Here is a 17,430-nt window from a genome sequence, read left to right as displayed (position 1 = left end):
GGAGCCCCGTGAGCGAAGTCCCGCCTGACCTGCACTACACCGCCGAACACGAGTGGGTGCGCCGCACGGGCTCCGACACCGTACGGGTGGGAATCACCGACTTCGCGCAGTCGTCGCTGGGCGACGTGGTGTTTGTCCAGCTGCCTGAGGTCGGTGCCACGGTGACGGCCGGTGAGCCCTTCGGCGAAGTGGAATCCACCAAATCGGTGTCCGACCTTTATGCGCCGGTCTCGGCGAAAGTCGTTGCCGTGAACGGGGATCTGGACGCCAATCCGCAGCTGGTGAATTCCGAGCCGTACGGCGGCGGCTGGCTGGTGGAGTTGCAGGCCGAATCGTCCGCACTTGACGAAGGCGTCTCCGGGCTGCTGGACGCCGAAGGCTACCGCAACACGATCACCGAATGAGGCGACTTGTTAGGGTTCACGGACGGAATTGACCTCGCGGACACCCCCGCCCTGGTACGAACAGGGCGGGCACAATAACCGAGGCCTCGGGGTACGGTTTGAGGAGCAGGGCGCAGGTCGGCTTGACGAAATCGCTGGAAACCGCGGCCACGAAAGCAGCCGCCAGAACAGCCAGGAGGAGCAGCGGGTGACCGACAAGGACTCGAATTCTGGGGCAGACCAGACGTCTGACGAAGTCACCGTGGAAACGACCTCCGTTTTTCGCGCGGACTTCCTCAACGAGCTCGACGCGCCCGCCAGCCCCGGCGCCGATACCGCGGTGGGCGGCGTCGAGGGCCTGCCCAGTGGGTCGGCACTGCTCGTCGTCAAGCGCGGACCCAACGCGGGGTCGCGCTTTCTGCTCGACCAGCCGGTGACGTCGGCGGGCCGGCATCCAGACAGTGACATCTTCCTCGACGACGTGACCGTGTCGCGCCGCCATGCCGAGTTTCGGCTGGAGAACGGCGAATTCCAGGTCGTGGACGTCGGCAGCCTCAACGGCACCTACGTCAACCGCGAGCCGGTGGACTCAGCAGTGCTGGCCAACGGCGACGAAGTGCAGATCGGCAAGTTCCGCCTCGTGTTCCTGACGGGTCCGAAGGGCGACGACGGCGAAACCGGATCCGGGTAAACCCGTGAGCGCCCCCGAGACGCCCGCCCTGGCCGGCATGTCCATCGGAGCGGTGCTCGACCTGCTCCGGCCGGAGTTTCCTGACGTGACGATCTCGAAGATCCGGTTCCTGGAGGCGGAGGGGCTGGTCACCCCGCAGCGCAGCGCATCGGGATACCGCAGGTTCACTGCATACGACTGCGCGCGGCTGCGCTACATCTTGTCCGCTCAGCGCGACCACTATCTTCCGCTGAAGGTGATCAAGGCACATCTGGATGCCCAGCCGGACGGCGAGTTGCCGCAGTCGGCCGGGTTCGCCTTCGCCGCACCGCGATTGACGACGGTCGCCGGCACGCTCGACAGCGCGGTGGCCGACGCTGACGGCGCGGTGGAAGCGGCGCAGGTCCGGCTGAGCCGAGAAGACCTCCTCGATCGGGCCGGCGTCGACGACGCCCTGCTTACTGCGCTGACGAAAGCCGGGGTGGTGATCGCGGGTCCCGCCGGATTCTTCGACGAGGACGACGTGGTGATCCTGCGGTGCGCGGCTGCGCTGAGCGAGTTCGGTGTCGAGCCCAGGCACTTACGGGCGTTCCGCTCGGCTGCAGACCGGCAGTCCGACCTGATCGCGCAGATCGCCGGACCGGTGGGCAAGGGCGGCAAGACCGGCGCGCGCGACCGGGCCGACGACTTGGCTCGTGAGGTTGCCGCACTGGCGATCACGTTACACACGGCGTTGGTGAAGTCGGCGGTGCGCGACGTTCTCGACCGCTGAGGATTAGACTGGCGGCGAAGTCTTTCAACTGGCTTCGTCACATGCGGAGGGCAGGCGCATATGGGTGAGGTTCGGGTCGTCGGCATACGCGTTGAGCAGCCGCAGAACCAGCCGGTCTTGTTGCTGAGGGAGGCCAACGGCGATCGCTACCTGCCTATTTGGATCGGTCAGTCCGAGGCGGCGGCGATCGCGCTCGAACAGCAGGGCGTCGAGCCGGCGCGTCCGCTGACCCACGACTTGATCCGAGATGTCATTGCCGCGCTTGGCCATTCGCTCAAAGAGGTGCGCATCGTCGACTTGCAGGAGGGCACCTTCTACGCCGACCTGATCTTCGACCGCAACATCAAGGTGTCCGCGCGGCCGTCAGACTCGGTGGCGATCGCGCTGCGCGTGGGCGTGCCCATCTACGTGGAGGAGGCGGTGCTCGCGGAGGCGGGCCTGCTGATTCCCGATGAGAACGACGAGGAGTCCACGGGCGCCGTGCGGGAAGAAGAGGTCGAGAAGTTCAAGGAGTTCCTCGACAGCGTCTCACCGGACGACTTCAAGGCGACCTGAGCGCGGAGCTGATCACGGAAGCGTCTCAACTTGTCCGAGCCGCTCCGACACGCGGGTGGCGGTCACATTGACCGGTCCTTTCAGCCGCCATAATTTTGGCGGTAACGGCAGGCGCAGCGGCCCGCCCGACGCGTATGCTCGAGCAACTCGAGCCGTAACGCGAACGATGGCCAGTCGATAGCCAACGCGACAGGCGGGAGGTAGGACAGTGGATGACCATCCACGTCAAGAGCAGCTGGACCTGAAAGCAAGTGACAGCGCACCCAGCGAGCCGGTGCAGCCCGGCCTGTTCCCGGATGATTCGATTCCCGACGAGCTCGTCGGTTACCGCGGCCCCAGCGCATGCCAGATCGCCGGCATCACCTACCGCCAACTGGACTATTGGGCCCGGACCTCATTGGTGGTGCCGTCGATTCGCAGTGCTGCCGGTTCCGGCAGCCAGCGGCTGTACTCGTTCAAAGACATTCTCGTGCTGAAGATCGTCAAGCGGCTGCTGGACACCGGCATCTCGCTGCAGAACATCCGCGTCGCGGTCGACCATCTGCGTCGGCGCGGCGTACAGGACCTGGCCAACATCACGCTGTTCTCCGACGGCACCACGGTGTACGAATGCACGTCGGCCGAAGAGGTGGTGGACCTGTTGCAGGGCGGCCAAGGAGTGTTCGGCATCGCGGTCAGCGGTGCGATGCGTGAACTCACCGGCGCAATCGCCGACTTCCCGGGCGAGCGCGCCGACGGTGGCGAGTCGATCGCCGCACCCGAAGACGAATTGGCCACCCGGCGCAAGCACCGCGACCGCAAGATCGGCTGACAGTCCCGCGCGAGCGAGCGCGGTTGTCCGCATTTCGCGGCGTGTCGAGGTGCAGACGCGCGCGCTCGCGGTAGGTGGGTAGACTGGCACCCGCATCGCCCGGAAGCGGGAGAGTTTCGTGGCCGCCAGTCACGAACGCCGAAGGAGCAACACCTCTCCGTCAACCTCTCAGGCCCCCGGACCGCGACGGGACACGATGCCTCTGGAAAGCGGTGATGACGGGCGTCATCACCCGCCGATGGGGAAAGGCGCAGGCCGAATCTCTCAGGCGCCCGGTGACTGGGTCGAAGACAGAGGGAGAGGGCACCAGTCGTCTATCGTCAGGAGCCCGCCCGTGTCCACCAGTTTCGCCGACCGCCACATCGGCCCGAACCCCGACGACATCGCGACAATGCTGAACGTCATCGGCGTGAATTCCCTGGAGGAGCTGGCAGAAAAAGCCATTCCCACCACGATCTTCGATGGTCTCGACGGCGAAGCGGCGCCCGGCCTGGAGATCTTGCCGCCTCCGGCCACCGAGGAGGAGGCGCTCACGGAGCTGCGCCGTCTCGCCGACACCAACACCGTCGCGGTTTCGATGATCGGGCAGGGCTATTTCGACACGCTGACCCCAGCGGTGTTGCGCCGCAATCTCATTGAGAACCCGGCCTGGTACACGGCATATACGCCGTATCAGCCGGAGATCAGCCAAGGCCGGCTGGAGGCGCTGCTGAATTTCCAGACGATGATCGCCGACCTGACGGGCTTGGAGATCGCCAACGCGTCGATGCTCGACGAAGGTACGGCTGCCGCCGAGGCGATGACGCTGATGCACCGCGCGACCCGCGGTAGCTCGCATCGGCTGGCCGTGGACGTCGACATCTATCGCCAGACAGCCGCTGTGCTAGCTACCCGGGCAGCGCCGCTGGGCATCGAAATCGTCACGGCCGACTTGACGGACGGCCTGCCCGACGGCGAGTTCTTCGGCGTGATCGCGCAGCTTCCCGGCGCCAGCGGCGCGGTGGTCGACTGGAGTGACCTAGTGGCGCAGGCCCATGAGCGCGGCGCGATGGTGGCAATCGGTGCCGACCTGCTGGCGCTGACGCTCGTCACCCCGCCGGGGGAAATCGGCGCCGACGTCGCGTTCGGTAGCGCCCAAAGATTCGGCGTGCCAATGGGTTTCGGCGGCCCGCACGCCGGATACCTTGCCGTGCACAGCAAGCACGCGCGCCAGCTGCCGGGCCGGCTGGTCGGGGTGTCGTTAGACGCCGACGGTGCGCCTGCATACCGCCTGTCGCTGCAGACCCGCGAACAGCACATCCGCCGCGACAGGGCGACCAGCAACATCTGCACGGCTCAGGTGCTGCTGGCGGTGCTGGCCGCGATGTATGCCAGTTACCACGGCGCCGAGGGGCTCACGGCGATCGCCCGCCGCGTCCACGGGCACGCGCGCCGGCTGGCCGGTGGACTCGCAGCTGCGGGCGTGGAGGTCGTGCACCGGTCGTTCTTCGACACCGTGCTGGCCCGCGTCCCCGGCCGCGCCGCCCAGATCCGTGATGCGGCAAAAGCCAGGGGCATCAACATCTGGGTGGTCGACGACGACCACGTTTCCGTGTCGTGCGACGAGGCGACCACCGACAGCCACGTCGACCAGGTGCTCGATGCATTCGGCGCCGAGCCGGTCGACGAGCCGTTCGCTGGACCCGAAATCACTTCGCGCACAAGCGAATTCCTGACTCATCCGGCGTTCACCCGGTATCGCACCGAAACCGAGATGATGCGTTACCTGCGGATGCTGGCGGACAAAGACATTGCGTTGGACCGCAGCATGATCCCGCTGGGATCGTGCACGATGAAGCTCAATGCCGCGGCCGAGATGGAACCCATCACGTGGCCTGAGTTCGCCCGTCAGCACCCGTTCGCGCCGGCGTCGGATACCCCGGGCCTGCGGCGGCTGATCGCCGATCTGGAAACCTGGCTGGCCCGGATGACCGGCTACGACGCGGTGTCGCTGCAGCCCAACGCGGGCTCGCAGGGCGAGTACGCCGGGCTGCTCGCCATCCACGCCTACCACGCCGCGCGCGGCGAGCCGCACCGCGACGTGTGCCTGATCCCGTCCAGCGCGCACGGCACCAACGCCGCGTCGGCCGCGCTGGCGGGTATGCGGGTGGCGGTGGTCGCGTGCCGCCCGAACGGGGATGTGGACCTCGACGATCTGCGGGCCAAGGTGGCCGAGCGCGCGAATGACCTTGCGGCACTGATGATCACCTATCCATCGACGCACGGGGTCTACGAGCACGACATCGCGGAGATCTGCGCTGCGGTGCACGACGCGGGCGGCCAGGTCTACGTCGACGGTGCGAACCTCAACGCACTGGTGGGCCTGGCCCGCCCGGGCCGGTTCGGCGGCGACGTCAGCCATCTCAACCTGCACAAGACGTTCTGCATCCCGCACGGCGGCGGTGGCCCCGGTGTGGGCCCGGTCGCGGTGCGCGAGCACCTGCGGCCGTATCTGCCCGGGCACCCGCTCGCCGACGAGCTCTCCGACGCGCCGCCGGTGTCGTCGGCACCCTACGGCTCAGCGTCGATACTGCCGATCACGTGGGCCTACATCCGCATGATGGGCGCGCCCGGCCTGCGCGCGGCGTCGCTGACGGCGATTGCGTCGGCGAACTACATCGCACGCCGGCTCGACGAGTACTACCCGGTGCTGTACACCGGCGAGAACGGCATGGTGGCCCACGAGTGCATCCTCGATCTGCGTGGCATCACCAAGGCCACCGGCGTCACCGTGGACGATGTCGCAAAGCGGTTGGCAGACTACGGTTTTCACGCGCCAACCATGAGCTTCCCGGTAGCCGGCACGCTGATGGTGGAGCCCACGGAAAGTGAAAGCCTGGCTGAGGTCGACGCATTCTGCGACGCGATGATCGCGATCCGCGCAGAGATCGACAAGGTCGGCGCGGGGGAGTGGCCGGCAGAGGACAACCCGCTGCGCGCCGCACCGCACACCGCGGCCTGCTTGATGGTGGACAAGTGGGGGCATCCGTACACCCGCGAGCAGGCTGCGTATCCGCTGGGCAAGGGGTTCCGGCCGAAAGTGTGGCCGCCGGTGCGCCGCATCGACGGGGCGTATGGGGACCGCAATCTGGTGTGCTCCTGCCCGCCGGTGGAGGCGTTCGGCTGAAACATCGCCGAGTGTGGAGTTGATCCACGCGCTGCGGTGAAAAGCGTGGAATAAGCCAACGTTCGGGGGCTAGTGTCCCGAAGGTGCTTCCACCAAGCGTGGCCGAGTGGCGCGACGGCGGGCGCTTCATCCAAACGAGCGCAGGCCAGGTGTTCGTCCGCTTTAAGGAGGGCGCCGGCCCGACCATCCTGCTGTTGCACGGCTTTCCGTCCAGCTCCTATGACTTCCGCCAAGTCGTTCCGCACCTGGCCGGCCGGGCGTGGCTGACGCTGGACTTTCTGGGCTTCGGCCTGTCGGACAAGCCCAGGCCGCACCACTACAGTCTGCTCGAGCAAGCCGATCTGGTGCAGGCGGTTGTCGACGAGGTCACCGACGGGCCGGTCGTGGTGCTCGCCCACGACATGGGTACCTCGGTGACCACCGAGCTGCTCTCACGAGATCTTCGCGGCCGCTTGCCTTTTGAGTTGCAACGCGCGGTGCTTTCCAACGGCAGCGTGATTCTGGCGCGGGCCAGCCTGCGGCCGAGTCAGAAGATCCTGCGCAGCCGGCTGGGGCCGGTGTTCGCGCGACTGGTCAACCGCCGGGGCTTCACCCGTGGCTTCGGCAGGCTGTTCAGCAACGACCATCCGCTGTCGGCGCAAGAAGCCGCGGCGCAGTGGGCGCTGTTGTCGCACAACGACGGTCACCGCATCGCCCACCTGTTGATTTCCTACCTCGACGAGCGTGTGCGTTACGCGCAGCGCTGGCACGGCGCGGTCCGCGACTGGCCCAAACCGCTGGGGTTCCTCTGGGCATTGCGGGACCCGGTCGCCACGACGAACGTGCTCGACGGGCTTTGCGAGCTGCGGCCGACCGCCCCGGTGATCGAGCTGCCGCAGTTGGGCCACTATCCGCAGCTCGAAGGTCCCGATGCGTTCGCAGCCGGGGCGCTCACGCTGCTCACCGACGCGTGACGCTCAGCCGAACACGTCGTTGAGCGTCACCGTCTGAAGGTTGCGGCTGGCGATGATGTCGAGCAGTTGCGGATACGTGTGCGTGACCGGCGGCAGGTTGGCGTGTCCGAGCACGATCTGCTGGCCTGTGAACGCCTGCTTGGCGTAGTTGATCAGCTGCTGCTCGTTGACCACTCTGGAGTCGCCGATCGTCGCACTCCACAACGTGATCGTCGGGTAGCCCAGATCGGCCGCGATCTTGTCGGTCGCCGCGTTGTGTACACCGTAGGGCGGCCGGAAGTACGGGGTGCCATCGACGCCGTAGGTGTTCTGCAGGAAGTCCTTGTTCCGCTGGATCTGGTCGGTGAGCGCCCCCGGACTGACTCGCGTGACGTAGGGGTGCGACCAGGTGTGGTTGCCCAGCTGGATTTGGCCGGAGTCGACCATCGGCCGCAACTGAGGAGCGTTGACCGACCATGAGGCGTTGGCGCCGTTGACGAAGAACGTCATCCGGGTGCCGCTGTCGCGACAGAACTGGGCGAACGCCGAGACAACCGCGATGCTCGCGCCGTCGTCGAAGGTGAGCGCCAAGAGGTTTCCGTCACCCGGCAACCGGGTGAGCACCCCATCGGGCGGCGGTATGCGCCCAGCGGGTGCGGCGTGCGCTGGCGCCGGCCGGGTCGTCGCCGCCAACACTCCGACCGCAATGGCTTTCAGTAATGTGCGTCGATCGACGCTCGGCACATTGTCACGGTAACGATCCATTCGCGCCCGTGGGGGCCGCTTCACCTGTCAGTGCACTGTGAGTGCGGCCGATATCGGGGGTCGCCAAGCCCGCCCGGAAAATCTTCGCCTCGACGGGGTACAGGCATAGGATCGGCACACAGGACCGGATGACAAGGGATGTCCATGACCGCAGAAGCGACCGCCCTGCCACGACTGCAGCCACGTCGACCCTTCCCGGCCAGGCTGGGCCCCAAGGGCAACTTGGTGTACAAGCTGATCACCACCACCGATCACAAGCTGATCGGCATCATGTACATGGTCGCCTGCTTCGTGTTCTTCTTCGTCGGCGGGCTGATGGCGTTGTTGATCAGGGCAGAGCTGGCCGTACCCGGGCTGCAGTTCTTGTCCAACGAGCAGTACAACCAGCTGTTCACCATGCACGGCACGGCAATGCTGCTCTTCTACGCAACCCCGATCGTGTTCGGGTTCGCCAACATCGTGCTGCCGTTGCAGATCGGCGCGCCCGACGTCGCGTTCCCGCGCCTCAACGCATTGTCGTTCTGGCTCTTCGTCTTCGGGGCGCTGATAGCGCTCAGCGGCTTCATCACGCCAGGTGGTGCGGCGGACTTCGGCTGGACGGCCTACAGCCCGCTCACCGACGCCATTCACAGCCCCGGCGCCGGTGGCGATCTGTGGATCCTTGGTCTGGGCGTCGGCGGCCTCGGCACCATCTTGGGTGCGGTCAACATGATCACCACGATCGTCTGCATGCGCGCCCCGGGCATGACGATGTTCCGGATGCCGATCTTCACCTGGAACATCCTCGTGACGAGCATCCTTGTGCTGCTGGTCTTCCCGCTGCTGACGGCGGCGCTGTTCGGTCTGGCCGCCGACCGCCACCTCGGCGCGCACATCTACGACCCGTCCAACGGCGGCGCGATTCTGTGGCAGCACCTGTTCTGGTTCTTCGGGCATCCCGAGGTGTACATCATCGCGTTGCCGTTCTTCGGGATCATCACCGAAGTGATCCCGGTGTTCAGCCGCAAGCCGCTGTTCGGCTACACCACTTTGGTGTACGCCACGTTCAGCATCGCCGCGTTGTCGATGGCGGTGTGGGCGCACCACATGTTCGCCACCGGTGCGGTGCTGTTGCCGTTCTTCTCGTTCATGACGTTTTTGATCGCGGTGCCCACCGGCATCAAGTTCTTCAACTGGATCGGCACGATGTGGAAGGGGCAGCTGACCTTCGAGACGCCGATGCTGTTCGCCGTCGGCTTCGTCGTGACGTTCCTGCTGGGTGGGCTGTCAGGGGTGCTCTTGGCCAGCCCGCCGCTGGACTTCCATGTCACCGACAGCTACTTCGTCGTCGCGCACTTCCACTACGTGCTGTTCGGCACCATCGTGTTCGCGACGTTCGCGGGGGTGTACTTCTGGTTCCCGAAGATGACCGGCCGGCTGCTCGACGAGCGGCTGGGCAAGCTGCACTTCTGGACCACGTTCATCGGCTTCCACACCACGTTCCTGGTGCAGCACTGGGTCGGCAACCAGGGCATGCCCCGGCGCTACGCCGACTACCTGCCCAGCGACGGGTTCGAAGCGCTGAACATCGTGTCGACCATCGGGGCGTTCATCCTCGGCGTCTCGATGATCACGTTCACCTGGAACGTGTTCCGCAGCTGGCGCTACGGCGAGCCGGTGACCGTCGACGACCCGTGGGGTTACGGCAACTCGCTGGAGTGGGCCACCAGCTGCCCGCCGCCGCGGCACAACTTCTACGAGCTGCCCCGAATCCGTTCGGAGCGACCGGCTTTCGAGCTGCACTACCCGTGGATGGTCGAGCGCATGCGGGCCGAATCTCACATCGGCGGCCACCGCGAGAAGAAACTCGAGACCGACGCGCCGACACCGCTGCGCACCGCGCCGGACCGCGACTGACCTCAGCCCATCATCGCCGACACCGCGGCCGCGAGGTCCGGGCTGTCTGACGTGGGCAGGTTCCGGTAGCTGCCGCCCGTGGCCTGGGCAACGGATTCCCATGTGCTGCGGTCGGAGTCGGCACCGAAATCGATGACGTTGACGGCCACCGGTCGGGCGGGATCGAACGTCTTACGGATGTAGTCCTGCAGGCCGGCGCCGTCGAGAGACTGATCGGTGTGCGGACCGGCGGTGAGCACCAGCACGGAGTTCTTCGCGTTGGGCCGGAAGTTCGCCAGCGCGCCGTCGTAGATCATCCGCAGCGTGGTGAACGACACGGCACCGCCGTTCGACGAGTACTGCCGGTCCAGCGCGGCCGTCAGCGCTGCCGAGCGCGGCTGCCCGTTGAGGTCGTCGGACAGCGGTCCGGTCGGCACTTCACTGCGGCCCTCGACCCCGTCGAACGTCCACAACCCGACCGCCGCAGTGGGAGGCAGCGCCCCCAGCTTGTTCTTCAGCGCCGCAACCACATTCGCCAGTCGGCTCTGGCCACCCTCCTGCTCGGGCATCGACTGGTCGAGCATGATCGTGACCGCGCCTCCGGACGAGGGCGTGGTGACCGCGTCGGCCAATGTGACCCGCGCCGATTCATCGCCGACCGACAGCGTTGCCGACAGCGGCGAAAAGCTGGTGACGTCGCTCTTGGGCAGTGCCTGATCTCCGGCACGGAATCCGACTTTGGCCAATTCGGCTTGCTGCTCTGGCTTTTGGAGGAACTTCTTGAATTCGCTGGCCGCGGTGACCTGTTCCTCGGAGAGCCAGTTGCCGGCCAGCGACGCCATCGGGTAGTCGGCCACCGCGGCGGGTCCCGGCGGCAGCCAGGAGGTGACGACGTCCTTGGCCTCAGGTATCTTCGTCGACCGTTGATACAGCTGCTGTTCGGTCATCACCACCGCGTGCACCGGTGCGGCGGCCGGGTCGCCCTTGGCGGTCAGCGCGTCGAGTGCTGTCGAAAGCTTGGAGTCGGCCAGCTTGGGCTGTCCGGAAAGCAGCGCATTGATTGCGCCCACACCGGCGGTGGCCGGGGCGTTGGGCGGAGCGGATGCAGCCGCAACCGCTTCGGCGGCCAGGTAGGTGGCGTCGGCGTTGCCCGTGGTGGGCAGCGCCAGCCGCAGCGAGCCCCAGCCCGGCATGTTCAGCGCATCCAACGACACCGGGTTGGTCTGCAGGCCGGGCAGCGAGCCCCAATTCTGTTCGGCCAGAGCTGTTTTCAGCTGCGGTCTGATGGCCAGCACCACCGGCGTCTTGACAAGTGACCGGCTGTCGGTGACGACGTTCGATCCGCCCGCTGCTTGCAGTCTTGCGGTCGCAATCGAGCTCGCCGGAATCCACAGCGCCGGCCGCTGTCCCAGCTCGCCGGGCCAGGTGCCGGCGAAGCCGTCGACCACGGCGCTGGAGTCGGCCGCCTTCACGCCGAGCTTCACACAGCGGTCGCCGATCGGGTCGGCGGATTTGTTGTACCGGTCGGCCAGCGTGGTGATCTGCTCGGCGATCGACGGGTCGGCGATGACGGCGACGGGCACGTCGGCACCGTGGCAGCTGGTCGCCGCGGTGTTCGAGCGGTCGGAGAGCGTGTCACCCAAGAATCGCCACAGGATGATCGCGCCCACTACCACCACGACCGCAACCAACGCCACGATCACGCCGATGCTCACACCGCGACGTCTGCGGTCGGTGCTGCGGTGGCCGCCCTGCCAGGTGCCGCGGGCGAAGCGGCCGCTGGGTGTCTCATCTGAGGGACCGGGCGCCGCTTCCGCCGCCGCGTCGGGGCCGTCGAAGTCTTCGGTCAGGCCGTGGGCAGCGGGCGACGCCGACGACGGCTCGGGCGGCGGCGTGGCGCGGAACGGTTCTCTGGGCGTCTCGTCCGGGCCGGGAATGCTGTGCTTGCCCATGCCCTCAGGCTCCGTTCAGTCTGGCTTTCGCCTCGCGACGGCGCCGATGCAAGATCGGCTCGGTATAGCCGTTCGGTTGCTCCGTTCCGGACAGAATCAGATCCTGGGCGGCCAAAAACGCGATGCTGTCGTCGAAATTCGGCGCCATCGGCCGGTACGCCGAATCGCCCTCGTTCTGCCGGTCGACGATCGCGGCCATCCGCTCGAGGCTGGCGCGCACGTCTTCGGCGGTGATCACGCCGTGCCTGAGCCAGTTGGCCAGCAGCTGACTCGAAATGCGAAGCGTCGCACGGTCTTCCATCAATGCGACGTTGTGGATGTCGGGCACCTTGGACGAGCCGATGCCCTGGTCGATCCAGCGCACCACATAACCGAGAATCGACTGGCAGTTGTTGTCGACCTCTTCGCGGATCTCGTCGGGCTCCCAGGCCAGCTCTTTGGCCAGCGGGATGGTGAGCAGCTGTTGCAGCGATGTACGCCGGCCCTTTGCGGCGAGCTCCTTTTGCACCTCGCCAACGTCGACCTGGTGGTAGTGCATCGCGTGCAGCGTGGCCGCGGTGGGCGAAGGCACCCATGCGGTGGTGGCACCGGCCTTGGGTTGGCCGATCTTCTGCTCGACCATGTCGGCCATCAGCTCGGTCATGGTCCACATCCCCTTGCCGATCTGCGCGTGCCCGGGCAGTCCGCACTCGAGCCCGACGTCGACGTTGTTGTCCTCGTAGGCGAGGATCCACGGCTGGCTCTTCATGGTGCCCTTGCGCACCATCGGGCCGGCCTCCATCGACGTATGGATCTCGTCGCCGGTGCGGTCCAGGAAGCCGGTGTTGATGAACACCACGCGGTCCGCCGCGGCGCGGATACACGCCTTGAGGTTGACGCTCGTGCGGCGCTCCTCGTCCATGATCCCGACCTTGATCGTGTTCTGCGGCAGGCCGAGCACATCCTCCACTCGGCTGAACAGCTCGACCGTGAACGCCACCTCGTCGGGGCCGTGCATCTTGGGCTTGACGATGTAGATCGAGCCGGCGCGGCTGTTGACCATCGGGCCGTTGGCGTCGCTGGACTTCAGGCCATGAATCGCGATCAGGCTGGTGAACAACGCGTCTTGGATGCCTTCGTAGACCTCGTTGCCGTCTGCATCGAGGATGGCGTCGTTGGTCATCAGATGGCCGACGTTGCGCACGAACATCAGGCTGCGGCCGGGCAGCGTGAACTCGCTGCCGTCGGGGGCGGTGTAGCGGCGGTCTTCGTGCAGTACGCGGGTGAACGTGTTGCCGTCCTTGCTGACTTCGGCCGACAGGTCACCTTTGTTGAGCCCCAACCAGTTTCGGTAACCCCGCACCTTGTCGTCGGCGTCGACGGCCGCCACCGCGTCTTCGAAATCCATGATCGTGGTGACCGCGGACTCGAGCATCACGTCCTTGACGCCGGCCTTGTCGGTCTTGCCGACGGGGGAGTCGGGGTCGATGAGGATGTCGATGTGCAGCCCGTGGTTTTTCAGCAGCACGGACCACTGCGGTGAGCCGAGTTCGCCCGTGTAGCCGGCGAACTGCTGCGGCTGGGCGAGCGTGGTCTCCCGGCCGCCCTCCAGCGAGACGATCAGCCGGCCGTCCTCGATGCGGAAAGCTGTCGCGTCGGTGTACGAGCCGTTGGCCAGCGGAACCGAGTCGTCGAGAAACTTGCGCGCGTACGCGATGACCTTGTCGCCGCGCACCGGGTTGTAACTGTCGCCTTGTTCCGCGCCGTCGTCCTCGGGGATGACGTCCGTGCCGTAGAGCGCGTCGTACAGCGACCCCCACCGGGCGTTGGCCGCGTTCAGCGCGAACCGGGCATTGAGGATGGGCACCACCAGTTGAGGGCCGGCCGTGGAGGTGATCTCCGCGTCGACGTTGGCGGTGGTGACGGTGAAGTCCTCGGGTTCGGGCAGCAGGTAGCCGATGTCGACGAGGAACTGCTGGTAAGCCTCCTGGTCGATCGGCTCGATGACCCGCTGGCGGTGCCACTTGTCGATCTGGGCCTGCAGTTCGTCGCGACGGGCCAGCAGTTCGGCGTTGCGCGGACCGAGATCGGTGATCACCTTGTCCACGCCGGCCCAGAAGGTGTCGGGATCGATGTCGGTGCCAGGCAACGCCTCGTTGTTGATGAAGTCGTACAAAACCTTGGCCACTCGCAGGTTGCCGGTTGCCACCCGCTCCGTCATGCGTCCTCCCGTCGGTTGTGTCGGTACAGCTTACCCAGCGGTAACGTCGGCTTTTCCGGCGCGGCGGCGAGCAAGGCGCGACACCGCTTCAGCAGTGCGAGGCGCATAGTCGCTGCCCGCTGAGCGATCGCCAGCTGCTGACGCACGTACTCCGCGCGGCCGGCGGGTGTCTCGATGCACACCGGCTCGTACCCCAGGCTGCGAAGGTCGTAGGGGCTGGCTCGCATGTCGAGCTCGCGTGCCGTGAAGGCCAGCTCGAACGCATCCATGAGGATGTCGGAGTCGACCAGCGGCAGCAGCTTGGCCGCCCACTTGTAGAGGTCCATCGCGGCGTGCAGACACCCCGGCTGCTCGGTGTGCAGCTGCATTTCCCGCGTCAACTGGGCGCTGTTGCGCCCCCGCGCCGGGGCAGTGAAGAAGCGGAAGGCGTCAAAGTGCGTGCAGCGCAACGGCATTGACTCGACCACCGCATCGGTGCCGCGATGCCCCAACCGCAGCGGCAGTAGGTGGCGAGGCCGCTCGGTGCGATACACCATCGCCCATTCGTGCAGCCCGAAGCAGCCTAGCTGCGCGGGCCGCGCGGCTGTGGCGTCCAGCAGTCCGACGACGAATTCGACGGTGTCGCGACGCCGCTGCAGAAGGGCGGGGTCGACGGTGACCACGTCACCGGTCCGGCGATAGCCGGCCAGCCTGGTGTACGTCTCGGCCGCCTGGCCCGCCAGTCCCACGCCGAACCCGGGATGCCAGCGCGCGAGATGACCGGGCCGCAGCGTGTAGTAGGTGAACAGGAAGTCGACGACGGGATGCGACGCACCGTCGCCGCGCCGTTGCAGGTAGGGCCCGACGAGCGCGTCGACCCGCTTCCGGTGCAGGTCGCGGCGCCGCGTCCAGTCCGCTTCGGCCAGCACATCAGACACGGTGTGTGCCGTCACGGACAGTGCCGACGAGGTCCTCGACCAAATCCTCCAAGGCCACCATGCCGGTCACCGAACCGTCGGCGCCGACCACCAAAGCCAGGTGGCTGTTGTTGCGGCGCATCCGCGACAGCGCGTCGGGCAGCGACATGCTCTCCGACACTTCGGGCAGGGGCCGCACAGTCGAACGGTCGACCACAGCATCCGGGTCGTCGACAGCGGGCAGCACGTCCTTGATGTGCACGTATCCGACGAACCCGCCCGTGGCGTCGACGACGGGGAACCGCGAGTATCCGGTTTCGCCGAGCGCTCGCTGGATGGCTTCGACGGTCGGGCCGTCGCCGTCGGGGGCGATCTCGACGGTGTGGACCTCGCCGAGCGGGATCGCGATGTCGGACACGACCCGGTTGCGGATTTGAAGTGCGCGGGACAGCCGCATGTGCTCCTCGGGGTCGAGCAGCCCCTCCGACCGTGACTCCGCGATCATCTCGGAAAGTTCGACGGCAGACACCGTGTTCTCGAGTTCGGTCTTGGGTTCGATCCGCATCGCGCGCAGCGTCACGTGCGCACACCAGTCGTAGAACGCGATCACCGGCCGCGTGGCCTGCACCCACCACAGATACGGCGGCACCAACAGCATCGCAGCCGACTCCGGACCGGCGATCGCGATGTTCTTGGGCACCATCTCGCCGAGCAGCACATGCAGCACGACGACGATCGTGATCGCGACCACGAACGACACCGAGTGCAGTACCGCGTCGGGCACGCCGACCAAGTCGAAGGGCTTCTCCAGCAGATGAGCGACGGCCGGTTCGCCGATGCGGCCCAACAGGATCGAGCACACCGTGATGCCCAACTGGGCCCCGGCCAGCATCATCGACAGGTTCTGCCCGGCCTGGATGACCGTCACCGCCGTACGTTTGCCTTGCTCGGCGAGCGCCTCGAGTCGGTCGCGGCGCGCGGAGATCAGCGCGAACTCGGCCCCCACGAAGAACGCGTTGGCCAACAGCAGCAGCACGGTCAGCACGACCCCGAGCACGTCGGCCATCAGCGCTCGTCTCGTTCGTCGCTGCGCCGGCCCAGCTTCACCAGCTCCAGCTCGTCGATGCGACGGCCGTCCATCTTCGCCACAGTCGCGCGCCAGCGAATCGGGTCGTCCAGCGAGCCGTCGGGTTCGAACGCCTCGAGCTCCACCGACTCGCCGACCTCGGGGATGTGGCCGAGTTCGTGCATCACCAGGCCGCCGATGGTCTCGTATTCGCCCTCGTGCCCGCGGAAGCCCGTCGCCGCGGCGACTTCGTCGATGCGCAGCAGCCCCGACACCCGCCAGCCGCGGCCGGACTGCTGCACGTCCAGGGTCGGTTCGTCGTGCTCGTCGCGAATGTCGCCGACGATCTCTTCGATGAGGTCTTCGACGGTCACCATTCCGGCGATGCCGCCGTACTCGTCGGCGACCAGCGCCGTCTGCAGCCCGTTGGCCCGGACTTGCGCCATCAGCGCATCGCCGTCGAGCGTCGAGGGCACCACCGATACCGGAAGCGCGACATCGGCCAGCCGGGTGCGGGCGTGCTGGTCGTGCGGGACCTCGAACACCTGCTTGACGTGCACCAGGCCGATTGTTTCGTCGAGGTCGCCCTCGGTGACCGGGAAGCGCGAAAAGCCGGTTTGGCTGGCCTTGGCCACCAGATCGGCAATGGTGTCGGCGGCTTCCAGCGCCTCGATCTTGGACCGCGGCGTCATGAATTCCTCCGCGGTGCGCGCACCGAACTGCAGCGATCGGTCGACCAGGGTCGCCGTCGTCGGATCCAGCGAGCCACGCCGTGCGGAGTTGCGCACCAGGGACCCCAGTTCCTGGGGAGAACGTGCGGATCGCAGTTCTTCGGCGGGCTCGATACCCATGCGGCGCAGGATCCAGTTCGCGGTGCCGTTGGTGAGGTGGATCAGCGGGGTGAACACCATCGAGAACATCACCTGCGGTCCGGCCACCATGCGCGCGGTCGGCAGCGGCCGCGCCACCGCGAGGTACTGCGCCACCAACTCGCCGAACACCATCGACACCGAGGTCGCGATCAGCAACGACAGCGCCAGCGCGGTGCCGTCGGCCCAGGTGTCGGGCACCTTCACCGCGGTCAGCAGCGGCCGGAGCAGCCGAGCGATCAACGGCTCGGCCAGGTAGCCGGTGATCAGCGTGGTGATGGAGATGCCGAGCTGAGCACCGGAGAGCTGAAATGACAATGTGCGGTGAGCCCGCTGCACCATCCGGTCGCGTGGACCGCCGGTGCGCGCGTTCGCGTCCACTGTGCTGCGTTCCAGAGACGTCAACGAGAATTCCGCGCTGACGAATACCGCGGTGCCCAATGTCAGCACCAAAAAGCCCAGCAGACTGAGCAGAATCACGACGACGTTCATCGCAACCCTGAGATGAGCTGGCCGGA

14 protein-coding genes and 2 riboswitches are annotated in these 17,430 nt (G+C 66.7%); of the genes, 8 read left to right on the top strand and 6 right to left on the bottom strand.

The features are described 5' to 3' along the window. Window positions 1–8 precede the first annotated feature (8 nt). From gcvH to AC5Y4N_RS18490, 7 genes are all read left to right on the top strand, one after another. Window positions 9–404 (top strand): glycine cleavage system protein GcvH, encoded by a 396-nt coding sequence (gene gcvH, locus AC5Y4N_RS18520; protein WP_499908509.1) that lies wholly within the window; start codon window positions 9–11, stop codon window positions 402–404. Between the two features lie 187 nt (window positions 405–591). Continuing rightward, complete coding sequence (gene garA, locus AC5Y4N_RS18515) at window positions 592–1,074, top strand: glycogen accumulation regulator GarA (protein ID WP_499908507.1); 483 nt, start codon at window positions 592–594, stop codon at window positions 1,072–1,074. A gap of 4 nt (window positions 1,075–1,078) precedes the next feature. Further along, window positions 1,079–1,825, top strand: a complete 747-nt coding sequence (gene ftsR, locus AC5Y4N_RS18510; RefSeq protein WP_499908505.1) for a transcriptional regulator FtsR — start codon at window positions 1,079–1,081, stop codon at window positions 1,823–1,825. A gap of 60 nt (window positions 1,826–1,885) precedes the next feature. Beyond that, window positions 1,886–2,380, top strand: coding sequence for a bifunctional nuclease family protein (locus AC5Y4N_RS18505; RefSeq protein ID WP_499908503.1), 495 nt, complete (start codon window positions 1,886–1,888; stop codon window positions 2,378–2,380). Between the two features lie 208 nt (window positions 2,381–2,588). After that, window positions 2,589–3,191, top strand: a complete 603-nt coding sequence (locus tag AC5Y4N_RS18500; protein WP_499908501.1) for a MerR family transcriptional regulator — start codon at window positions 2,589–2,591, stop codon at window positions 3,189–3,191. Between the two features lie 96 nt (window positions 3,192–3,287). Next, a riboswitch (glycine riboswitch) is annotated at window positions 3,288–3,385 on the top strand. Beyond that, window positions 3,386–3,495, top strand: a riboswitch (glycine riboswitch). Window positions 3,496–3,525: 30 nt separating this feature from the next. Beyond that, the gene (gene gcvP / locus AC5Y4N_RS18495; protein WP_499908499.1) at window positions 3,526–6,357 is read left to right on the top strand and encodes an aminomethyl-transferring glycine dehydrogenase; all 2,832 of its coding nucleotides are present in this window, start codon (window positions 3,526–3,528) and stop codon (window positions 6,355–6,357) included. A gap of 83 nt (window positions 6,358–6,440) precedes the next feature. Beyond that, on the top strand, window positions 6,441–7,310 hold the full coding sequence (locus AC5Y4N_RS18490; protein ID WP_499908497.1) for an alpha/beta fold hydrolase: 870 nt from the start codon (window positions 6,441–6,443) through the stop codon (window positions 7,308–7,310). Window positions 7,311–7,313: 3 nt separating this feature from the next. On the opposite strand, the gene AC5Y4N_RS18485 is transcribed toward AC5Y4N_RS18490, so the two are convergent. Then, a complete protein-coding gene (locus AC5Y4N_RS18485; RefSeq protein ID WP_499908495.1) occupies window positions 7,314–8,033 on the bottom strand; it encodes a polysaccharide deacetylase family protein in 720 nt (239 codons plus the stop codon). Between the two features lie 165 nt (window positions 8,034–8,198). On the opposite strand from AC5Y4N_RS18485, the gene ctaD reads away from it, so the two are divergent. Then, on the top strand, window positions 8,199–9,950 hold the full coding sequence (gene ctaD, locus AC5Y4N_RS18480; protein ID WP_499908493.1) for an aa3-type cytochrome oxidase subunit I: 1,752 nt from the start codon (window positions 8,199–8,201) through the stop codon (window positions 9,948–9,950). Window positions 9,951–9,952: 2 nt separating this feature from the next. Here the strand turns inward: ctaD and AC5Y4N_RS18475 are convergent, their stop codons facing one another. The 5 genes from AC5Y4N_RS18475 to AC5Y4N_RS18455 are packed head-to-tail and all read right to left on the bottom strand — an operon-like array spanning window position 9,953 to window position 17,404. Beyond that, window positions 9,953–11,881, bottom strand: a complete 1,929-nt coding sequence (locus AC5Y4N_RS18475; protein ID WP_499908491.1) for a substrate-binding domain-containing protein — start codon at window positions 11,879–11,881, stop codon at window positions 9,953–9,955. A gap of 4 nt (window positions 11,882–11,885) precedes the next feature. After that, window positions 11,886–14,081, bottom strand: a complete 2,196-nt coding sequence (locus tag AC5Y4N_RS18470) for a malate synthase G (protein ID WP_499908488.1) — start codon at window positions 14,079–14,081, stop codon at window positions 11,886–11,888. Then, entirely contained in the window at window positions 14,078–15,013 is a 936-nt protein-coding gene (locus tag AC5Y4N_RS18465; RefSeq protein WP_499908486.1) for a 3-methyladenine DNA glycosylase, read from the bottom strand. The genes AC5Y4N_RS18470 and AC5Y4N_RS18465 overlap by 4 nt, the downstream gene beginning before the upstream one ends. Beyond that, the gene (locus tag AC5Y4N_RS18460) at window positions 14,991–16,043 is read right to left on the bottom strand and encodes a hemolysin family protein (protein WP_499908484.1); all 1,053 of its coding nucleotides are present in this window, start codon (window positions 16,041–16,043) and stop codon (window positions 14,991–14,993) included. The genes AC5Y4N_RS18465 and AC5Y4N_RS18460 overlap by 23 nt, the downstream gene beginning before the upstream one ends. Continuing rightward, window positions 16,043–17,404, bottom strand: coding sequence for a hemolysin family protein (locus AC5Y4N_RS18455; RefSeq protein WP_499908482.1), 1,362 nt, complete (start codon window positions 17,402–17,404; stop codon window positions 16,043–16,045). The genes AC5Y4N_RS18460 and AC5Y4N_RS18455 overlap by 1 nt, the downstream gene beginning before the upstream one ends. Window positions 17,405–17,430 lie beyond the last annotated feature (26 nt).

It is taken from the genome of Mycobacterium sp. NGS19 (assembly GCF_059813155.1).
The sequence above is the reverse complement of the archived record's forward strand: the minus strand, read 5'-3'. Positions and strand labels throughout refer to the sequence as shown.

Coding starts and splice junctions, on each gene's coding strand:
- AC5Y4N_RS18505 (WP_499908503.1), top strand. CDS start 1,886: ATGGGTGAGGTTCGGGTCGTCGGCATACGCGTTGAGCAGCCGCAGAAC.
- ctaD (WP_499908493.1), top strand. CDS start 8,199: ATGACCGCAGAAGCGACCGCCCTGCCACGACTGCAGCCACGTCGACCC.
- AC5Y4N_RS18475 (WP_499908491.1), bottom strand. CDS start 11,881: ATGGGCAAGCACAGCATTCCCGGCCCGGACGAGACGCCCAGAGAACCG.
- AC5Y4N_RS18470 (WP_499908488.1), bottom strand. CDS start 14,081: ATGACGGAGCGGGTGGCAACCGGCAACCTGCGAGTGGCCAAGGTTTTG.
- AC5Y4N_RS18460 (WP_499908484.1), bottom strand. CDS start 16,043: ATGGCCGACGTGCTCGGGGTCGTGCTGACCGTGCTGCTGCTGTTGGCC.
- AC5Y4N_RS18455 (WP_499908482.1), bottom strand. CDS start 17,404: ATGAACGTCGTCGTGATTCTGCTCAGTCTGCTGGGCTTTTTGGTGCTG.